This window comes from Microbacterium thalassium, from assembly GCF_014208045.1.
Lineage (GTDB): Bacteria > Actinomycetota > Actinomycetes > Actinomycetales > Microbacteriaceae > Microbacterium > Microbacterium thalassium.
Genome location: NZ_JACHML010000001.1, coordinates 3,519,904 through 3,539,740, shown reverse-complemented (window position 1 = coordinate 3,539,740; position 19,837 = coordinate 3,519,904). Strand labels below are relative to the sequence as shown.

Below are 19,837 nucleotides of genomic sequence, written 5' to 3'. Positions count from 1 at the left end.
CCGCGCCCCCCGGCACGGGCGCGCCGGCGCGGCTGCCGCTTCGGGAGCCCGTCAGGCGGGGGATGCCGCCAGCAGCGCGCGCGCCGACGTCGTCCGCCGTCGCGTGACCGCGATGACGGTCACGGCCAGCGCGAGGACCGCCCAGACGACGAGGCCGACGAGACCGGCCCCGACACCTCCGGCGGCGGTGAGGGCGCCGACCATCGCGTTGTAGGCGGGTGCGGTCGGCAGGAGCGACGCGATCGACATGAGCACGCCCGGCACGGTGGACACGATGCCGGTCGCGACTGCCAGGACGCCGATGAGCGCTGCGATGCCGTGCCCCGCCCCGCCGAAGACGGCCACCAGCGCCTGGTTGACCGCCGCGAAGGCGACGCCGGCGACCACGCATACCAGCGCGAACACCCAGAAGTCTCCCCACGCGTAGGCGGCGGCGAGCTGAACGACCCCCGCCACGAGCAGGCCCTGGATGGCGCCCAGTGCCGCGGCCGGAGCCAGCGCGCGCATCGCGAGGGTGGGCGAGGACATGCGCGAAGCCAGCGTGCGGCCGGTCACCGCCTGGAGCGCGACGAAGCTCGCCAGGCCGCCGAACCACAGCGCCAGCATCGCCAGCAGCGGGATCGCGGACGCGCCGAACAGGTTCGTGCCGAGTCCCTCCGCGGCGACCGGGTTGGCCACGACGGCGGCGGTGTCCGCCGCCTCCTCGTCGGTGTAGCTCGGAATCTCCTCGACGGCCGTGTGCAGCCCGTCGGCGAGCTCGCCGGTGCCGTCGGCGAGCAGCGTGATGCCGTCGGCGAGGTCGCCCGCACCGGAGGCGGCGTCGGATGCGCCGGCCGCCCACGACGAGGCGCCGGCCGACCACGTCGCCGTCCCGGCCGCCGTCTGATCTGCGCCGTCGGCCCACGAGCGGGCGCCCGCGGCCCACGTGTCGGTGCCGTCGGCGAGGTCGGACGCACCCGAGGCGAGCGACGACATGCCGTCCGAGAGCTGCCCCACGCCGGCCGCGGCGTCGGATGCGCCGTCGGCGAGTTCGTCCATGCCGCCGGCGATGCCGGTGATCGCGCCGAGGATCGGCCCGGTGCCGTCGGCGATGGTGCGCACGCCCTCGGCGATCGTGTCGGCGTTGTCGAGGACGCCGGTGACGGCCGGCAGAGCGCTGTCGACCTGCGCCGAGACCTGGGTGACGGCGTCGCACAGCTCCTGCGTGCCGCCCTGCGCGAGGCAGTCGGCGGCGAGCGCCGACAGCTGGTCGGCGGCGTCGGTCACGTTGGCCGTGATCTGGTCGCTGTTGGCGGCGATCTGATCGAGCTGGTCGAGGGTTTCGTCGGGGATGTCGGGGATCATCGACGAGATCCCGTCGGCCAGCTGCTGCGTGCCGTCGGCGAGCTCGCGCGCGCCCGCGGCCCATTCGTTCAGACCCGCGGCCGATGCGGCGGTGCCCGAGGCCAGCTGCCCCGCGCCCGAGGCGATCTCGTCGGTTCCCGAGGCGATGCCCGAGGCGCCGTCGGCGAGGTCGCGCGCGCCGCCGGCGAGCTGTCCGACGCCGGACGAGATGTCGCTCGCGCCGCCCGCGAGCCCGTCTGCCCCGGTCGACAGCTGGGCGACGCCGTCGGCCAGCGACACGGTTCCCTCGGCCGCGCCGGCCGTGCCGTCGGCGAGTTCGTCTGCACCGTCGGCGGCGGTGCCGAGTTCCTCCCCGAGGGTCGTGAAGCCGAGCAGCACGTTCTCGAGGTAGACCTCCGACAGCTGCTCGCCGAGGACGGATGCCGCCGTCTGCGCGATCTGGGCGGTGATGGCGTCGTCGACGATGAGGCTGTCCGGCGGCGTCGTGACCTCGATGACCGCCTGCTCGGGCGTCTCGCCCGGCTGCGTGGACGTCGCCGCGGCGGAGAAGTTCGACGGGATCGTCACGATGGCGGCGTAGTCGCCGTCGGCGAGACCCTCCTCGGCGTCGTCGGCGTTCGTGATCGTCCAGGTGAGGTTGCCCTCGACCTCGTCGGAGCCGCCGACGAGGCCGGCGGTCAGCTGCCGGCCGAGCGGCACCATCTGGCCGTCGATCGTGACGGGGTCGTCCTCGTTCACGATCGCGGCGTTGATGCTGTCGAGCCGGTCGGTGGGGTTGTACAGGGCGGCGATGAGCAGGCCGCCGATGACGACCGGCAGCAGCAGCACGCCGATGATCGTGACCCACGTGATGGGCTTGCGCGTTCGGGCGCGCTCGATGGGGAGGGTCATGCGGTCACCTCGGTGGCGGGGGAGACGGAAGCGGTGTTCGCGTGCAGCGCGAGCGTCTGCACGTCGGGTCTGTGGGCATCGGCGAGGAACGCCAGCGCGGGGCCGTCGGTGCGGCTGGTGACGACGACGGTGAGCGGCATCGGCTCGTCCGTGCGCCGCGAGCGCAGCGAGCGGGTCGCATCGAGCACGACCGCGGCCGCCTGGTCGCGGTCGTGCGAGTCGAGGGTGTCGATCCCGTCGATGATCACGGTGCGGGTGCGACCGGCGAGGGCGTCGCGAACCTCGCGGACCGGGTCGTCGGCTTCGGCCAGCAGGGCGATGCCCACGTGGGCGCGCACCCACGCCCCGCGCCCGGGCAGCAGATGGCCGGCGACGCGCAGGCGGCCCTCGCTCGGCGTCAGGCGCCCGCCGACGGCGAGCGCGAAGGCGCGCGTGGGCCGGGCCTCGCCCGTGACCAGCAGCGTGCCGCCTTCGTCGACGCGGACGTCGGCGTCGGCGAACAGCGTCACGTCGCCGGCGCTGCGTCCGGCATCCGCCCGCACCGCGAGGCCCTCGGCCGCGATCACGGCGGTCGTGTCCGGCTCGGGCCAGTCCGCGAGCGCCCGTTCGCGCTCGACGGCCTCGCCCTCGATGTCGAAGTGGGGGAGGACGCGGTCGAGCCAGCGCGGCATCCACCACGCCTTCTCGCCGAGCAGGGCCATGACGGCCGGGACGAGCGTCATGCGCACGATGAAGGCGTCGACGGCGATGCCGACCGCAAGTCCGAGCGCGATCGGCTTGATCGACGAGTCGCCTTCGGGGACGAACGCGGCGAACACGGCGAACATGATCACGGCGGCCGCGGTGACCACGCGCGCCGAGGCGGTGAAGCCCGAGCGGACGGCGCCGATGGCTGTGGCGCGGGCGCCGCGCCCGTCTCGCGCGCGGTCGGTGTGGACGAAGTCCTCGCGCATGCGCGAGACGAGGAACACCTCGTAGTCCATCGCCAGGCCGAACAGCACGCCCATGAGGATGATCGGCATGAAGCTGATCACCGGGCCGGTGCGCGTGACGTGCAGAGCGTCGGCGAACCAGCCCCACTCGAACACGGCGGCGACGACCCCGAACGAGGCGAGCACCGACAGCAGGTAGCCGGCGGCCGCCTTGATCGGCACCCACACCGAGCGGAACACCATCATCAGGAGGATCAGCGACAGTCCCACCACGAAGATGCCGAACGGCACGAGCGCGGCGCCCAGACGGTCGGAGATGTCGATGCCGACGGCGGTGAACCCGGTGACCTTGAGATCGACGCCGTATTCGTCGAGCAGCCGGTCGTGCTCCGCCCTCAGGGCCCGCACGAGGTCGGCGGTGGCCGGGTCGTCGGGCGCCGTCTCGGGCACGATCTGGATGAGCGCGGTGTCGGCGGTCTCGTTGGGGGTCGACAGCGCGACCTCCTTGACGCCGGGCACGCGCTCGATCTCCTCGGCGAGATCGGCCATGAGCCCGAGCGGGTCGGTCGAGGTGACGATCGTTCCCGTCATGATGAGCGGGCCGTTCGAACCGGGTCCGAAGTGCTCGGCCGTGAGGTCGTAGGCCTGGCGGGCCTGACTCGTCTCGGGCTGGACGCCGGCGTTGGGGAGGGCGAGGGTGAGGCTCGCGGCGGGCACGGCGACGATGCCCAGGCCCACGACGACGGCGACGGTCGTGATGACCGGGTGTCGCGTCACGAGCATGACCCAGCGGTTCGGGCGCTTCGCACGGCGCGGCTGGTCGGTGCCGGCGCTCGCGGCATCCGTCTTCCCGCGTCGTCCGAGGCGGATGCCGCGGCTTGGCTTCCAGCCGGCGACGCGGTGCTTCGCGAACCCGAGCAGGGCGGGCGTGAGGGTGACGGCGACCAGGACGGCGATCGCGACGGCGACGGCGGCGGCGATGCCCATGGTCGTCAGGAACGGGATGCCGGCGAAGCCGAGGCCGATGAGCGCGATCAGCACCGTGACGCCGGCGAACACGACGGCCGATCCGGCCGTGCCGGTCGCGCGGGCCGTGGACTCGGCGGGGTCCATGCCGTGGCGCACCTGATCCTGATGTCGCGCGACGATGAAGAGGGCGTAGTCGATCCCGACGGCCAGGCCCAGCATGATCGCGAGCATGGGGGTCGTGGACGACACCGATGCGAACGCGGTCGCCACGAAGATGAGGGCGATCGCGAGCCCGACGCCGATGATCGCGCTCACGAGCGGGAACCACGCCACGACGAGCGAGCGGAACGTGACGATCAGCACGAACAGCGCGATGAGTACGCCGACGGCCTCGATCAGCGAGAGCGCGGGGACGTCGGTCGAGAACAGGTCGCCGCCCATGGCGGCCTGAGCGCCGTCGGGGAGGTCGGCGAGCAGCTCGGCCGAGACCCCCTGGAGCATCTCCTTCGTCTCGTCCGAGACCTCGGTGGCCTGGCCCTCGAACTGCAGCTGGATGATCGCCGCCGACTCGTCATCGGCGACGAGGCCCGAGACGAGGTCGCCGAAGGGGTCGGTGACGGCGATCACGCCGTCGAGGTCCTCGAGCGCGGTGACGGTGTCGTCGATGCCGGTCGCGTACGTGTCTTCGGTGATCAGGTCGCCGTCCGCGGCGACCACGACCAGCTGCGCGCTCGTGCCGCTGGCCTGCGGGAACGTGCGCTCGAGCATCTGGATGCCCTCCTGCGCCTCGGTCCCCGGGATCGAGAAGGCGTTGTCGGTGCCCTTCATGAACAGCGCCGCGCCGCCGCCGGCGAGGACGAGCAGGAGGAGCCAGCTGATGAGGACGCGCCAGGGGCGGTGATACGCCCAGCGTCCGAGCGAGTACAGCAGGGTGGACAACAGCGCCTCCGGGCCAGGGATCAGATCGGAACGATACAGCGCTGTATCGAATACATGTGTGTATCGTAGTGCGATCGGCTCCCCGCAAACTGAAGGGTTCGTGTGAAGATGAGCGCGGAGGAGAACGCATGACAGACACCGTCGTGGCGACCTCGCGCCGCCGTGAGGCGACGCGGCAGAAGCTGCTCGACGCCGCAGCACTCGTCTTCGCCGAAGTGGGACTGGATGCTGCATCGGTTGAGGCCGTGTGCGACCGCGCCGGATTCACCCGCGGGGCGTTCTACTCGAACTTCGAGTCCAAGGAGGAGCTCTTCCTCGAGCTCGCCGCGCGCGTCTCCCGCGAGCGCGTCGGGGCGGTGCGCGACCGCATCGCGCAGCTGGGGCGCGACGGTGCGCTCGCGGCGCTCCCGACGGACGCGTCCGAGATCGTCCGGCAGGTGCTCGATGTGTCGGCCGACGACCGGCTGGGCGTGCTCCTGATGAGCGAGGTCCGCATCCATGCGCTGCGCAATCCCGCCCTCGCGGCGGCGTACCTGGCGCAGGAGGAGGAGATGCGCCGCAGCGTCGCGCAGATCATCTCCGACATCGCGGCCACGCGCGCGCTGGAGTTCCGGGTTCCGGCGGACGATGCCGCCGCCCTGATGCTGACCGTGTGGGAGCACTCCGCCGTGCGGGCCGTCATGGCCGGCCACGATGATGCCGAGATGCGCCGACGGACGCACGAGGACCTCGCACGGGTCGCGCAGCTGCTGTTTCAGGCGCCCGCCGGCCCGCAGTCAAGTTAACCGAAATTCACATCTGGGGATACGATCGGGTCATGACCGCGCACCAGGAAGCCGCGCCGGTCGTCCGGCAGGGATCCCGGGTGTCGCGGCGGCGCGAGCTCGACGCGATGGACACGCGCGCGCTGCGCCGGGCCGTCAACTGGTTCCTGCTGGTGGGCGGCACCTCGAACGTCATCATGCAGCTGGCGATGCAGCCGGTCGGCTACGGCGTGATGCAGAGCAAGGTCACCGAGGGGAGCCTGTTCGGCAACCCGAAGCGGCGCGTGCGCACGACCCTGGGCTACATCGCGGTGGCGATGCTCGGCGGCGCCGACGAGCGAGCCGCGTACCGCCTGGCGACGAACCGCTCGCACGCCCGCGTGAAGTCCGAGCCCGGTGACACGGTGCCGTACAAGGCGTTCGACCCCGCGCTGCAGAAGTGGGTCGCCGCGTGTCTGTACATGGGCGCCGAATCGGCGTACACCCTGCAGAACGGACCGCTCGAGGGCGACTTCGCCGACGACTTCTACCGGCAGGGCATGGTGTTCGGCACGACGCTCCAGATGCCCGAAGACGCGTGGCCGGCGTCGCGCGAGGCGTTCGGGGAGTACTGGGACGAGACCCTCGACGACCTCGTGATCGACGATCCCGTGCGCGATTACCTGATGCGCATCGTGCGGCTCGAGTACCTCGGGCGGCGGATCCCGGCATGGCTGCTCCGCATCCGCCGGAGGACGGTCGCCGGGCACCTGCCGCCGGTGTTCCGCGACCTGATGGGCATGGCGTGGAGCGACGAGGATCAGCGCGCGCTCGACACGTCGAACCGGCGCATCAAGGCGGTGCAGAAGCTGGCGCCGCGGTGGCTGCGCGAGCTGCCGATCCGGCGTCGGCTGCGCGATGTCCGGCGTCGGCTCGCGCAGCGCGTTCCCCTGTTCTGAGCTCTCACCCGAGGGCGAGCAGCGCGTGGCAGCGCGCGATGCGCTCGCGCCACCACGCGGCGCGCCCGGGTGCGGAGGCGAACGCGTCGAGCAGGCGCGGGTCCGCCTCGACGCGCTGAGCGGGCACGCGGCCGGCGCGGGGGAGGAGAGCCGGCTCGGCGACGTCGGCGCCGAGCAGCGACGCCGTGCCCAGCCCGCAGTCGTACGGCAGGTCGGGGAGGGATGCCGCCAGCGCCGCGCCCATCGACAGGCCGACCGATGTGTCGAGGGCGCTCGAGACGACCGCCGGCAGCCCGGCCTCGGCGACGATGTCGAGCGCTCGCCGCACGCCGCCGAGCGGCTGGGCCTTGATCACGAGCAGGTCGGCCGCTCCCGCACGGGCCACGGCGAGTGGGTCGGAGGCCTTGCGCACGCTCTCGTCGGCGGCGATCGGGATGCCCATGTACTTCACCCGCCGCCGCAGTTCGGCGAGCTCGTCGATGCCGGCGCACGGCTGCTCGACGTACTCGAGGTCGAACTCGGCCAGGGCGTGCACCGCGTGCTCGGCCTCGTCGATGTTCCAGGCGCCGTTCGCGTCGATGCGCACGCGACCCTCGGGGCCCATGGCCTCGCGCACGGCGCGCACCCGCGCGACGTCGTCGGCGAGCGTCTGCCCGCGTTCTGCGACCTTGACCTTGGCCGTGCGGCATCCGTCGTAGCGGGCGAGGACACCGGGGACGGATGCCGCCGGCACGGCGGGGACCGTCGCGTTGACGACCACGAGATCGCGCACCGGCGCCGGCTGCGGCAGCCATCCGAAGTCGATCGCCGCCGCCAGCCAGGTCGCGGCCTCGGCATCGCCGTACTCGAGGAACGGCGAGAACTCCGTCCACCCCTCGGGACCCTCGAACAGCGCGGCCTCGCGCACGTCCACGCCGCGGAAGCGCACGGCGAGGGGGAGCGAGACGATGCGGGCCGAGGCCAGCAGGTCGTCGAGTGACGGGAGGGACGGCGTGCGATCGGTGCTCACGTCTCCATCATCGCGCGCGCGGCCGTCACACACTTGTGCCCTTGCCAATAGTGTGTGTCACACAGTACAGTGTTGGATATGAGCGACACAGAGGCCCGCGAGACGCACATGCAGGAGCTGCGGCGCGGCACCGTCGTGCTCGCGTGCCTGCGGCTGCTCGAGACGCCCGGTTACGGCTACGGCCTGCTCGAAGACCTCCAGGCGCGGGGCTTCGACACCGACGCGAACACGCTGTACCCCCTGCTGCGCCGGCTCGAGAAGCAGGGGCACCTCACGAGCGAGTGGAACACCGACGAGGCGCGGCCTCGCAAGTTCTACCGCACCAGCGCCGCCGGTGTGAGACTGGCGGACGTCCTCACCGACGAATTCGGCGCGATCGCGAGTGCGATCGACGCCCTTCCCCACGGGAGCTGACATGAGCGACACCACCCTGACCGAGCGCTACGTCGCCGCGGCGATGCGCACCGTGCCCGAGGCGCAGCGCGGCGACCTCGCCACCGAGCTGCGCGGGTCGATCGACGATCAGATCGACGCGCGCGTCGAGGCCGGCGAGGAGCGAGCGGATGCAGAGCGCGCCGTCCTCACCGACCTGGGCGATCCCGACAAGCTGGCCGCCGGCTACACCGGACGCCCGCTCCACCTGATCGGGCCGGCCTACTTCCTCGACTGGCTGCGACTGATCAAGCTGCTGCTGTGGATCGCGGTGCCCGCGGTCGCCTTCGCGCTCGCGCTCGCACAGGCGCTCGCCGGAGCGAGCTTCGGAGAGCTGGTCGGCGCGGTGATCGGTGCGGCGATCAGCGTCGCCGTCAACGTCCTGTTCTGGGTCACGCTCGTCTTCGCGATCATGGAGCGCCGGGGGGCCAAGACGTCCCTGGGCGGCTGGACGCTCGACGATCTGCCCGAGCCGCGCCAGCGCGGCGCCGGCGTCGGCGACGTCGTGGGGGCGTTCATCGGGCTGCTGGCGGCCGCCGCGGCGCTGATGTGGGATCACTTCATCGGCTTCGTGCCGGGGATGGACGTGTCGTTCTTCTCCGAGAGCCTGTGGCCGGTCGGCGTGACGTACGCGCTGCTGGTCCTGGCGCTCGACGCGATCCTGCTGATCGTGGTGCACGCGGCCCGCCGCTGGACCCCCGCCCTGGCGATCGCCAGCGCGCTGCTGACTCTCGCGCTGGCGGTGCCGGCGCTCCTGCTCCTCGTGAACGGGCAGCTGCTGAACCCGGAGTTCTTCCCGACCGTGCTCCCGGAGGGCGGGGAGGACGTGCAGGGGATCATCACCGTGATCATCGGGTTCGCGATCGCCGGCAGCGCGATCTGGGGCATCATCGACACCTTCCGCAAGGCCTTCGCGCGGCCGATCTGACCGGCGCCGGGGCGCACGGGGATCCCTAGGCTGGGAGCATGCTCCTGGACACCCCCGTGCGCCTCGGCGTGCAGCTGCATCCCCAGCACGTCACCTATCCGCAGATCCGCGACGCCGTCCTCCGCCTCGAGGACATGGGCGTGGACATCCTCTTCAACTGGGATCACTTCTTCCCGCTCTCGGGGGACCCCGAGGGCCTCCACTTCGAGGGATGGACGATGCTCGCCGCGTGGGCCGAGCAGACCGAGCGCGTCGAGTTCGGCGCCCTCGTCAACTGCAACAGCTACCGCAACCCCGATCTGCAGGCCGACATGGCCCGCACGATCGATCACATCTCGGCGAAGGGCGACGGCCCGGGACGCTTCATCTTCGGCACCGGATCGGGCTGGTTCGAGCGGGACTACGAGGAGTACGGCTACGAGTTCGGCACGGTCGGTTCGCGCCTGGACGACCTCGCCGCGGGCCTGAAGCGCATCGAGAAGCGCTGGGACGTGCTGAATCCGGAGCCCACGCGCGACATCCCGATCCTCATCGGGGGCGCGGGCGAGCAGAAGACCCTGCGCCTCGTCGCGCGGCACGCCGACATCTGGCACAGCTTCGTCCGCCCCGACGGGCTCGCCCACAAGCTCGACGTGATCGAGCGCTGGGCCGAGAAGGAGGAGCGCGACACGTCGGACCTCGTCGTCTCGAACGAGCTGCAGCGTCGCGGGGTCGAGACGGCGGACGCCCTGTACGACGGCGGCACGCGGCTGTTCACGCTCGGCTTCGACGGCCCCGACTACGACTTCGGCATCGTGCAGGGGTGGCTGGACTGGCGGGACGCCAAGAACGGCGGCTGACGTTATCCACAGGCCCGCGCGGTCATCCCGGTCTGTCGGACCCCGAGCCTATGCTGAGGCCATGAGTCCGGACCCGGTCATCAGCCACGGCGGCCCGGTGAGCGGCGGCAGGGCCGCTCACCCCAAGGACCACCGTTCCGCGATCGACGACATCCCGCTGCGCCCGCGTCGCGGGACCCCCGACCATCGGCGCTGGCTGTGGACGATGATCGTGATCGGCTGGCTCCCGCTCGTGGGCCTCGCGGTCGGCGTCGGCTCGATGAGCGCCTACGACGTGTACTTCTACACCGGCGACTCCGTCTTCAATCAGCTGGGGAGCGTGCTCGCCGTCCTTCAGATCCTTGTCGCGGTGGTCGCGTTCATCGCGCTCCTCGGACCCCGCACGCGCGTCACCGGCATCGCGACCCTGGTGCTGACGGCGGTCTTCAACAGCTGGACGATGGCGCTCCTGCCGCTGGTGTTCCTGGGAGGGCGCTGATGACCGCTCCGACGCAGCTGCCCCCGCCTGCGCAGGTCGCGCCCGAGGCCGAGGCGCCGCCCCGCTCGTCCGCCATGCGCGCGCGCACGCTGCTGGTGGCCGCGATCGTGATCGGCGTGCTGTCGCTGGTCGCCCTGGCCCTCGACCTGGGATGGGTCGTGGGCGCCGTCCTGTCGCTGGCCGCGCTCGCCGTGATCGTGGTGGGTCCCTTCATCGCGATGCGCCGTCGGTCGCTCGTCGTCGCACCGATCGCGATCGCGCTGGTGTCGCTGCTGAACCCGGTGATCCTCGGCGCCGTCGCCGCGCATGTGACGAACCTGGTCGGAGTCGTGTCGTTCCAGCGCGGGATCATCTTCTGGTACGACTACCCGGGCATCGACGGGTGGGACGCCCCCGATGAACTCGCGGTCGTCGACCCGGCCGCCCTCGCGGGCACGAGCCAGGACGCGACGCGCGGCGTCGTCGACGAGCTCTCGAGCGAGCTCGGCTGGAGCTGGACGGTCGACGGAGACATCGGCGGCGTGGCCTCGATCGCGAACGGCTTCGGCGGCCCCTCGGTGTTCTTCCGCGCCGATTCGGCGCGGTGGAGCACGCCGGACTTCGACGGGTCGCCCGAGCAGGCCGCTGTCCTGCTCGCCGCACTCGACGAAGCGGCCGCGCAGCTCGAGCTGACCGAGGTGACCGACACCGCGGGCGACGTCGCCGCGGGCGACGGTGAGCGTGTGTGGTCGGACGGCGTCGGCGGCGAACTGACGGTGACCGTCGACGGGTCCGATGTGGCCTTCTGGTACACCGGCGGCCCGTTCTCGACGGTCCCGACCGAGGAGTATCTGGCGCTGCTCGAGCCCTACGCGGGCCTCGAGCTTCCGGAGCCGATCACCGAGCCCGACCTGCCGTAGCCGGGGCGCCTGCCCGCCCCCCGCGGAGGCGCCCCGCCGCGCCCCCACGCATGCGCCGGCCCGCACCGGATCGCCGAGACCCGGGTTTCTCGCTGAGACGCGGCGCACACGGGCGTCGTCCCGGTCGGATCGCGGTGTCTCGGGCACGCGCGCCGCATGACGCGGCGACCCCCGCGGCATCCGATCGCACGTGCGCGGCAGGGTGCGGCAGCCGCCGCATCGATCGGTGGCGCGGATGCCGCGAGGTGCCGCGAATGTGGGGCTGGCGGTGCCAGGAGGGGCGCGGATGCCGCGAAGTGCCGCGAATGTGGGGCTGGCGGTGCCAGGAGGGCCGCGGATGCCGCGAGGTGCCGCCGATGCGGGGCTGGCGGTGCGAGAAGGGGCGCGGATGCCGCGAAGTGCCGCCGACAGGTGACCGGAGGACCGGCGGGGCGAAGCGCGCCGGCGCGCGCGGCTTCTAGCATCGGGGGATGCTGACCGCCGATGATGCGCTCCCGGCCGCGCCGCGGCGGGTGGCGGTCGCCGGCGTCGCGGGGGTCGGCAAGACCTCGTTCGCCGCGCGCATCGCGCCGACGATCGGCGGACCGCACGTCGACATCGACGGGCTGTTCCACGGTCCCGACTGGACGCGGCGCCCCGAGTTCCTCGACGACGTCGCCGCCTTCATCGCGGGCGAGCGCTGGGTGACCGAGTGGCAGTACGGTTCGGCGCGCCCGATGGTCGCGGCGCGGGCCGACACGCTCGTGTGGCTCGATCTGCCGTTCGCGACGGTCACCCTCCCGCGGGTGGTCGCGCGGACACTCCGGCGTCGGATCGCCGGTGAGGAGCTGTGGAACGGCAACACCGAGCCGCCGCTGCGGACGTTCTTCACCGACCCCGACCACATCGTGCGCTGGGCGGTCCGCAAGCGCCGCCAGTACCGCGACGAGGTGCCGCCGCTCGAGCAGACCCACCCGCACCTGACCGTGGTGCGCCTGCGCACACCCCGGCAGGTCGAGCAGTGGCTCGCGGGGCCGTTCGCCGAGGCGGTGCGCTCAGGCGACTGAGCTCAGCGGTACTCGGGGTTCGCCGCCTCGAACCCGTAGTGCTCGCCGTGATCCCACTCGCTGCGGACGTTGCCCCACGCGGGGAGGCCTCCGGCGTCCTTGAGCATGCGCGCCGTGTGGAGCAGGTTCCAGGTCATGAACGTGGTGTTGCGGTTGGTGAAGTCGCTCTCGGGGCCGCCGGACCCGGGATCGAGGTAGCTCGGGCCGGGGCCGATCGCGCCGATCCAGCCGGCGTCCGCGTTCGGCGGGACCATGAACCCGATGTGCTGGAGGCTGTACAGGATAGCCATCGAAGCGTGCTTGACGCCGTCCTCGTTGCCGGTGATGATCGCGCCGCCGGTCTTGCCGTAGTAGATGTACTGGCCACGGTCGTTCAGCAGGCCGCTCATCGAGTAGAGGCGCTCGATGAGCTTGCGTGTGATCGACGAGTTGTCGCCGAGCCACAGCGGGCCGCCGACCACCAGGATGTCGGCCGCGTCGATCAGCGGCCAGATCTCGTCCGGCCAGGCATCCGTCTTCCAGCCGTGCTCGCGCATGTCGGGGTAGACGCCGGTCGCGACGTCGTGGTCGACGAAGCGGATGCCGTCGACGTGCACGCCCTGCGCGCGCATGAGGTTCATGCTGTGGTCCATGAGGCCCTGCGTGTGGCTCAGCTCAGGACTGGGCTTCAGGGTGCAGTTGATGTAGACCGCCCGCAGGTCGGCGTACGAGGCGGGTGCATCGTCGAGTCCGCTCATGGCGCGACTCTACGCCCGGACCGCTCCGGCGGGGTCGGTCGCGCCATGACGAACCGGTGACAGCCGAGTGGGCTGCCCGGCCGCTCTGCACAGTCGGGTGCGGCCCCGCGCGGCGCGGGCGCCCGGGTCGGCGGGCGGGTCCGGAGTAGGGTCGACCGCGCGCCGGTGCGCACCTGGGCAGACGGCGCCGTCCGACGAGGAGGTCGCCGCCATGTCCACACCCGCCTCCGAGGAGCCGGCGACGTCCGGCGAGCGCGGGCTTCGCGGCTTCGTGCGCCGCAACCGGGACGAGCTGTGGCTCGAATTGATCGGCGGTGTCATCCTCGCCCTCGTTGTCGGCCTGGTGTTCTTCGCCATCGACCAGGCGAGCACCGATTCTCGGGAGTCGCACGCGGAGTCGCTGTCGAACTCGCTCTTCGTGCGCGAAGCGGTCATGGGCGGCAACGAGCTGCTGCCGTTCTCCGCCCTCAATCTCGAGGGCGCCCAGCTGAGCGGGCTCGGGCTCGCCGGAGCCGACTTCTCGGACGCGAACCTGCGGGACGCCGAACTCAAGCGCAGCGACCTGACCGGCGCGACGCTCGTCGAAGCCGACCTCACCGGAGCGGATCTCGCCGGTGCCGTGCTCGCCGATGCGGACCTGAGCGAGGCGCAGCTGGACGGCACGGAGGTCAGCGGCGTGGACTTCACCGGCGCCACGCTCGAGGAGGTCGACCTCTCCCAGGCGTTCTACGTCGCCGGTGAGCCTCCGGTGGGGCTCGACGACATCGACCTGCTGCGCGTGGCGGACGCGTCCGACACCGACGATTGAGCATGCGGCCGCGCCGCCGCGTGACACCGTGCGACGACACCCCGCGCGTAGGCTGATCGGGTGAGCGTTTCCGAGCTGTTCGACCCGAGCGAGTGGATGCCGGCACCCGGCGCCGAGGACTACACCGACATCACGGCGCACGTCTCGACGGACGGGCGCATCGCCCGCATCGCGTTCGACCGCCCCGAGGTGCGCAACGCCTTCCGGCCGCACTCCGTCGACGAGCTGTACCGCGCCCTCGACATCGCCCGGCAGGACCCGAAGATCGGCGTCGTGCTCCTCACCGGCAACGGGCCGAGTCCCAAGGACGGCGGATGGGCGTTCTGCTCCGGCGGCGATCAGCGCATCCGCGGCCGCGACGGCTACAAGTACTCCGAGGACGAGACCGCCGTCCACGATCCCGCCCGGGCCGGACGACTGCACATCCTCGAGGTGCAGCGGCTCATCCGCTTCATGCCCAAGGTCGTCATCGCCGTCGTCCCCGGATGGGCTGCCGGCGGCGGGCACTCGCTGCACGTCGTGTGCGACCTGTCCGTCGCGTCGGCCGAGCACGGCCGGTTCAAGCAGACGGATGCCGACGTCGGCTCGTTCGACGCCGGCTACGGCTCGGCGTACTTCGCGCGCCAGATCGGGCAGAAGTTCGCGCGCGAGGTCTTCTTCCTCGCCGAGGAGTACTCGGCGCAGCGCGCCTACGAGATGGGCGCCGTGAACCGCGTCGTCCCGCACGCCGACCTCGAGCGCGAGGCGATCGCGATGGCGCGCACGATCCTGACCAAGTCGCCGACCGCGATCCGCATGCTGAAGTTCGCGTTCAACGCGGTCGACGACGGGATGGTCGGCCAGCAGGTGTTCGCCGGCGAGGCGACGCGTCTGGCATACGGCACCGACGAGGCGGTCGAGGGACGCGACGCGTTCCTGCAGAAGCGCGACCCCGACTGGTCGCCGTATCCGTGGCACTTCTGAGCCCATGAGACTCGAACAGCTCACCGCCGACGATCCGCACGAGATCGCCCAGCGGCTGCGCGAGGCCCTCGACGGGCGCGGCCCGGCGCTGGGACTGGGCCTGATGACGACCCGTGCCGCAGAGGTCCCCGACGGCACCGCCGTCGTCGTCACGACATCGGGATCGACCGGGATCCCCAAGAGCGTCGTGCTCGGCGCCGATGCGCTCGTGGCGAGCGCACGCGCGACCGCGGCCCGCATGGGCGAGGGGGCATGGCTGCTGGCTCTTCCGGCCGGCTACGTCGCCGGTCTCCAGGTGCTGGTGCGCTCGATCCTGGCCGGGCGGGATGCGGCCGTGCTGGAAGGACCCTTCACGCCGGAGCGCTTCGCCGACACGGCGCTCATGATGGTGCGCGGCCCCCTCGGCGACGCCACGGCCACGTACACGTCGCTGGTGCCGGCACAGCTGACGCGCCTGCTCGACGCCGCCGAGCACGACACCGCGGTGCTGGCCGCCCTGCGCTCGTTCGAGCGGATCCTCGTCGGCGGGCAGGCCATGCCGCCGGCCACGCTCGAGCGCGCGCAGGATGCCGGCGTGCGGCTGCACCGCACGTACGGCTCCAGCGAGACCAGCGGCGGGTGCGTCTACGACGGCGTGCCGCTGGACGGCGTCAGCGTCGCGATCGTCGACGGCGAGGTGCGCATCGCCGGTCCCACGCTCGCCACGGGATACCTCGGCGACCCCGATCGGACCGAGGCGGCGTTCCCGCATGACGCGGACGGCACGCGTTGGTACCGCACCGGCGACGTCGGTATCTTCGAGCACGGCGTCCTCCGCGTGCGCGGGCGGCTCGACAACGTCATCGTCTCGGGTGGCATCAACGTCTCGCTCGACCGCGTCGAGCAGATCGTGCGGACCGTCCCCGGGCTCGGGGGATCGGTCGTCGTCGGCGTGGACGACGAGCGGTGGGGTGAGGCGTCGGTCATCGTCGCCGCGCGCGGCGAGGCGCTCCGCCGCCCCGAGGCGACGCAGCTCGAAGAGGCGCGGGCGGCCGTCGGCCGCGCCGTCGGCGCACACGCACGGCCGTCGCGGCTGATCCTCGTCGACGAGCTGGCGACGCTCCCCTCGGGCAAGCCCGACCGGGAGTCGATCCGGCGGGCGGTCGCGGCGCTGCACTGAGCCCGGAGCGCGACATCCTGTGCCGCGATCAGAGCCCGGCGCTCTAGGATGTGCACTCGTGGCAGGAACCTCGAGCAAGAAGCGCAAGAAGTCGGGCCCCGCACGGCACAAGCCCCGCGGCAACCCGCAGAAGGCGCAGCAGTCCCCGAACCCGCGGTCGGTCGAGCCGGCCACCTTCGCCGACTGGATCGGCGCCGCGCGGCTGCGAACGCTCCCGCTCGCGGTGACCCCCGTGCTCATCGGCACGGGCGCGGCGATGCTCGTCACCGACGAGCTCCACTGGGTGATCGCCCTGGCCTGCCTGGTCGTCGCGGTGGCGCTGCAGATCGGCGTGAACTACGCCAACGACTACAGCGACGGCGTGCGCGGCACCGACGACCACCGGGTGGGGCCCGCCCGCCTCACGGCCTCGCGCAAGGCGAAGCCCCGCACCGTGCTCATCGTGGCGTTCGCGTTCTTCGGTATAGCGGCCCTCGCGGGCCTGGCGATCACGATCCGCACCGAGCAGTGGTGGCTCATCGCCGTGGGCGCCGTGTGCATCGTCGCGGCCTGGTTCTACACCGGCGGCAAGCGGCCCTACGGGTACGCGGGACTCGGCGAGCTGTTCGTCTTCGTCTTCTTCGGGCTCGTCGCCACGCTCGGCACCACGTGGGTGCAGGCGCTGTCCCTTCCGCAGGAGGCGTGGTTCGGCGCCGTCGGCGCGGGGTTCATCGCGTGCGCCGTGCTGCTGGCGAACAACCTGCGCGACATCTCGCAGGACCGCGTGGCCGGCAAGCGCACGCTCACGGTGCTGATCGGCCGCACGGCGACGCGGTGGCTGTTCACGGTGCTGGTGCTGGCGGCGTTCGTCATCGCGGCATGGCTGGCGCTGTTCTACCCCATCGCGTGGCTCACGATGCTCGCGCTTCTCGCGGCGCTGCCGGCGATCCTGATCGTGTGGACCTATCGCGACCCGCGCGAGCTCGTGGTCGCGCTGGGGCTGACCTCGCTCACGTCGGTGGCGTACGGCGCGTTCCTGTTCTGGGCCTTCGTGGGCTGATCAGGCGTCGTCGCGGCGCTCGCCGTCGGATGCCGCGTCCGCCGGCGCTGCGGGCGTCGGGGCCGCATCCGCGGTGAGCGCGTCCGCCGCGGCGTCCTCGTCGACCTCGTCGCTGCGTGCCGCACGCGCGGCCTCGCGGCGCTCCGCCAGACCGGTGGTCACCTCGTCGAGGGGGCGGCGCAGGAACAGCATCGACAGGCTCAGACCGATGAGGGCGGCGAAGATCGCCGACAGCCAGTACAGCTCGCGTCCGATCGGCAGCAGCATCAGCAGGCCGAACGGCACGAGGAACGCCAGCAGCCGCAACGCGGAATAGACCAGGACAGGACGGGCTTTCACCACACCATCGTAATCTCCGCTCCGGCGACGGTTCGGTCACGACCGGAGCGCCGGGCCCCGCGCGTGCTTAGGATGGAGTCGTGGCACGAGCGCTTGTGATCGGTGCCCTGGTGGCCGCGGCCTTCTGGGTGTACTCCATCGTGGACTGCGCCGTTCAGCATCCCACCCGCCATCGCGGAGTCGGGAAGCCGGCGTGGATCGCGATCGTCGTCCTGCTTCCGGTGCTCGGCGGCATCCTGTGGTTCGTCGTGGGACGTGCCCGCGCGACGCAGATGCGTGCTCCGAAGGCGCCGGACGACGACCCCGAGTTCCTGGGCAGCATCGGCACGATCAGCGACCAGGACGAGCGCATCCGCCGCCTCGAGGAGGAGCTGGCCCAGCTCGACGCCGAGGACGACCTGCGTCCGGACGGCCCCGCGACCCCGCCGACGTCGTCGGCCGGGACCGGTGCGGCCGAGCCGCCGACGAGGTCCACCGACCCCGACGACGACAGCCGCGGTCAGCGCGGCGCACTCGGCTGAGCATGACGGGCCGGTCGCCGGCGGCCGACGCGGCCGCGGCACTGCTGCGCCGTCTGGTCGAGCAGGGCGTGCAGCACGTCGTGCTGAGCCCCGGCTCGCGGTCCCAGGCGCTGGCGGTCGTCGCCGCCGACCTCGAGCGACGCGGCGACATCGCGCTGCACGTGCGCGTCGACGAGCGGGTCGCGGGGTTCACCGCCCTCGGCATCGGACGGGAGAGCGGAATGCCCGCCGCCGTGATCTGCACCTCGGGGACGGCGGCCGCGAACCTGCTGCCCGCCGCACTCGAAGCGCATCACGCCGGCGTGCCGCTGATCCTGCTCACCGCCGACCGGCCGCCGGAGCTGCGCGGGGTCGGGGCGAACCAGACCACCCGGCAGCCGGGGATGTTCTCGGCCGCCGCGCGCTTCGAGACGGATCTGCCGGTCCCCGAGGACGTCGACCCGGACGGCGACGCCGACCAGACGGCGATGCTGCGCGACGTCGCCGACCAGGCGCTCGCCGCCGCGCTCGGCGCCGGACTGTGGTCGGCGGGCCCGGTCCATCTGAACCTGCCGTACCGCGAGCCGCTGAGCGGTCCGCTGCCGGAATGGATCGGCGTCGCGGCATCCGAGACGCGCGGCCGGCTCGGCACCCCTCCCGATCTGGCGGTCGCGGGCGACGCCGACGACGCCGACGAGCCGTTCGGCGATGCGTCGGGCGCGCTGTACCAGGGCGGAGGGGGGATCGGCGAGGCCGACGTCCCCCTCGCCCCCGCCGACGACCCGTTCGTGCTCGAGCGAGGCCCCCGGACGATCGTGATCGCCGGAGCGGACGCGGGAGCGGATGCCGAGACCCTCGCGCACCTGGGCGGCTGGCCGCTCGTCGCCGAGATCGTCAGCGGAGCCCGCTTCGGACGGCTCGTGATCCACGGCTATCGCGCGGCACTGACCGATCCGGAGCTCGGCGGCCGCGTCGAGCGTGCGGTCGTGTTCGGGCATCCGACGCTCAGCCGCGAGGCGGCGGCGCTGCTCGGCAGAAGGGACGTCGAGGTCGTCGCGGTGCGCGGGCCGGGGGAGCCCCTCAATCTCAACGGCGCGACCGTCGCGGTCGATGCGCTGGCGGTGGCGGCGGGTCCGCCCGATCGCGTGTGGCTCGGGGCGTGGCTCACCGCGTCGCGGGCGGCCGCGGTCGATCTGTCGCCGCCCGCTCCCGATGCGGCCGGACTCGCGTCGACCGTTCCCGAGCAGCGGCTCGGGGCCATCGCGTCCGAGATGGCGGCGATCCGCGCGGAGCTCGACCGGCAGACCCTCGTCGATGCCGTATGGCGGGCGACGTGGCCGCACGACCGGCTCGTGTTCGGATCGTCGCGGCTCGTGCGCGTCGCCGACGCGGTGCTGCCGGGCAAGAAGGTCCCGGTCCATGCCAACCGCGGTCTCGCGGGCATCGACGGCACGATCGCGACGGCGACGGGCATCGCGCTCGCCAGCCAGGCGGCGGGCACCCCGGGCGTGACGCGCGTGCTCCTGGGCGACCTGGCCGCAGCCCATGACGCGGGAGCGCTCGCGCTGCCCCCGGGCGAGGACGAGCCGCGCCTTCAGGTGATCGTGGGCAACGACGGCGGCGGGACCATCTTCGACACCCTCGAGGTCGCGCAGACCGCGGGCGCCGACGTGATCGACCGCGTGCTGTACACGCCCCAGCGGATCGACTTCGCCCAGCTCGCGGCCGCCTACGGGTGCGAGTACCACCGCGCGACGACGAGGTCGGCCCTCGACCAGCTGCTGACGTCGCCGGTCGCCGGCCGTCAGCTGATCGAGGTGCCGCTCGAGCGCTGACACGTCGCGCGCCGCGGCGCAACCCTCTGCCTCCCGATCGGCCCGTCAC

General features: G+C 72.4%; 19 protein-coding genes. 14 read left to right on the top strand and 5 right to left on the bottom strand.

From position 1 onward, the window contains the following. Positions 1-51 precede the first annotated feature (51 nt). Positions 52-2,235 (bottom strand): YhgE/Pip family protein, encoded by a 2,184-nt coding sequence (locus HD594_RS16470; protein ID WP_184752150.1) that lies wholly within the window; start codon positions 2,233-2,235, stop codon positions 52-54. Continuing rightward, the gene (locus HD594_RS16465; RefSeq protein ID WP_184752148.1) at positions 2,232-5,075 is read right to left on the bottom strand and encodes an MMPL family transporter; all 2,844 of its coding nucleotides are present in this window, start codon (positions 5,073-5,075) and stop codon (positions 2,232-2,234) included. Before HD594_RS16465 ends, HD594_RS16470 begins: the two co-directional genes overlap by 4 nt. Before the next feature lie 128 nt (positions 5,076-5,203). Here HD594_RS16465 and HD594_RS16460 point away from each other — a divergent pair, with 128 nt between their 5' ends. Both HD594_RS16460 and HD594_RS16455 read left to right on the top strand, forming a co-directional pair. After that, positions 5,204-5,860, top strand: coding sequence for a TetR/AcrR family transcriptional regulator (locus HD594_RS16460; RefSeq protein ID WP_184752146.1), 657 nt, complete (start codon positions 5,204-5,206; stop codon positions 5,858-5,860). A gap of 32 nt (positions 5,861-5,892) precedes the next feature. Further along, positions 5,893-6,777, top strand: a complete 885-nt coding sequence (locus tag HD594_RS16455) for an oxygenase MpaB family protein (protein ID WP_184752144.1) — start codon at positions 5,893-5,895, stop codon at positions 6,775-6,777. A 4-nt stretch (positions 6,778-6,781) separates the two neighbouring features. Here the strand turns inward: HD594_RS16455 and HD594_RS16450 are convergent, their stop codons facing one another. Further along, on the bottom strand, positions 6,782-7,786 hold the full coding sequence (locus HD594_RS16450) for an o-succinylbenzoate synthase (RefSeq protein ID WP_184752142.1): 1,005 nt from the start codon (positions 7,784-7,786) through the stop codon (positions 6,782-6,784). 78 nt (positions 7,787-7,864) lie between these two features. On the opposite strand from HD594_RS16450, the gene HD594_RS16445 reads away from it, so the two are divergent. From HD594_RS16445 to HD594_RS16420, 6 genes are all read left to right on the top strand, one after another. After that, positions 7,865-8,200, top strand: coding sequence for a PadR family transcriptional regulator (locus HD594_RS16445; RefSeq protein ID WP_184752140.1), 336 nt, complete (start codon positions 7,865-7,867; stop codon positions 8,198-8,200). Between the two features lies 1 nt (position 8,201). Continuing rightward, the gene (locus HD594_RS16440) at positions 8,202-9,146 is read left to right on the top strand and encodes a permease prefix domain 1-containing protein (RefSeq protein ID WP_184752138.1); all 945 of its coding nucleotides are present in this window, start codon (positions 8,202-8,204) and stop codon (positions 9,144-9,146) included. A gap of 38 nt (positions 9,147-9,184) precedes the next feature. Continuing rightward, positions 9,185-9,985: an LLM class F420-dependent oxidoreductase gene (locus HD594_RS16435; protein ID WP_184752136.1), complete on the top strand. Its 801-nt coding sequence runs from the start codon at positions 9,185-9,187 to the stop codon at positions 9,983-9,985. Between the two features lie 61 nt (positions 9,986-10,046). Continuing rightward, positions 10,047-10,463, top strand: coding sequence for a hypothetical protein (locus HD594_RS16430; RefSeq protein WP_184752134.1), 417 nt, complete (start codon positions 10,047-10,049; stop codon positions 10,461-10,463). Further along, on the top strand, positions 10,463-11,362 hold the full coding sequence (locus HD594_RS16425) for a heparan-alpha-glucosaminide N-acetyltransferase domain-containing protein (RefSeq protein WP_184752132.1): 900 nt from the start codon (positions 10,463-10,465) through the stop codon (positions 11,360-11,362). The genes HD594_RS16430 and HD594_RS16425 overlap by 1 nt, the downstream gene beginning before the upstream one ends. 470 nt (positions 11,363-11,832) lie before the next feature. Beyond that, complete coding sequence (locus HD594_RS16420; protein WP_184752130.1) at positions 11,833-12,408, top strand: P-loop NTPase family protein; 576 nt, start codon at positions 11,833-11,835, stop codon at positions 12,406-12,408. Positions 12,409-12,410: 2 nt separating this feature from the next. On the opposite strand, the gene HD594_RS16415 is transcribed toward HD594_RS16420, so the two are convergent. Further along, entirely contained in the window at positions 12,411-13,145 is a 735-nt protein-coding gene (locus tag HD594_RS16415; protein ID WP_184752128.1) for a flavodoxin family protein, read from the bottom strand. Positions 13,146-13,356: 211 nt separating this feature from the next. On the opposite strand from HD594_RS16415, the gene HD594_RS16410 reads away from it, so the two are divergent. The 4 genes from HD594_RS16410 to HD594_RS16395 are packed head-to-tail and all read left to right on the top strand — an operon-like array spanning position 13,357 to position 17,114. Continuing rightward, positions 13,357-13,953 carry a pentapeptide repeat-containing protein gene (locus HD594_RS16410; RefSeq protein ID WP_184752126.1) on the top strand — a complete coding sequence of 199 codons (597 nt, stop codon included), beginning with the start codon at positions 13,357-13,359 and terminating at the stop codon, positions 13,951-13,953. A 60-nt stretch (positions 13,954-14,013) separates the two neighbouring features. Next, entirely contained in the window at positions 14,014-14,916 is a 903-nt protein-coding gene (locus tag HD594_RS16405) for a 1,4-dihydroxy-2-naphthoyl-CoA synthase (RefSeq protein WP_184752124.1), read from the top strand. A gap of 4 nt (positions 14,917-14,920) precedes the next feature. Next, positions 14,921-16,075, top strand: a complete 1,155-nt coding sequence (locus HD594_RS16400; RefSeq protein WP_184752123.1) for an AMP-binding protein — start codon at positions 14,921-14,923, stop codon at positions 16,073-16,075. Positions 16,076-16,133: 58 nt separating this feature from the next. Then, a complete protein-coding gene (locus HD594_RS16395; RefSeq protein ID WP_184752121.1) occupies positions 16,134-17,114 on the top strand; it encodes a 1,4-dihydroxy-2-naphthoate polyprenyltransferase in 981 nt (326 codons plus the stop codon). Here the strand turns inward: HD594_RS16395 and HD594_RS16390 are convergent, their stop codons facing one another. Further along, a complete protein-coding gene (locus tag HD594_RS16390; RefSeq protein ID WP_184752118.1) occupies positions 17,115-17,453 on the bottom strand; it encodes a DUF4229 domain-containing protein in 339 nt (112 codons plus the stop codon). 80 nt (positions 17,454-17,533) lie between these two features. Here HD594_RS16390 and HD594_RS16385 point away from each other — a divergent pair, with 80 nt between their 5' ends. Together HD594_RS16385 and menD are read left to right on the top strand one after the other, a co-directional pair. Further along, positions 17,534-17,974, top strand: a complete 441-nt coding sequence (locus HD594_RS16385) for a PLD nuclease N-terminal domain-containing protein (RefSeq protein ID WP_184752116.1) — start codon at positions 17,534-17,536, stop codon at positions 17,972-17,974. Between the two features lie 2 nt (positions 17,975-17,976). After that, complete coding sequence (gene menD / locus HD594_RS16380) at positions 17,977-19,788, top strand: 2-succinyl-5-enolpyruvyl-6-hydroxy-3-cyclohexene-1-carboxylic-acid synthase (protein ID WP_184752114.1); 1,812 nt, start codon at positions 17,977-17,979, stop codon at positions 19,786-19,788. Positions 19,789-19,837 lie beyond the last annotated feature (49 nt).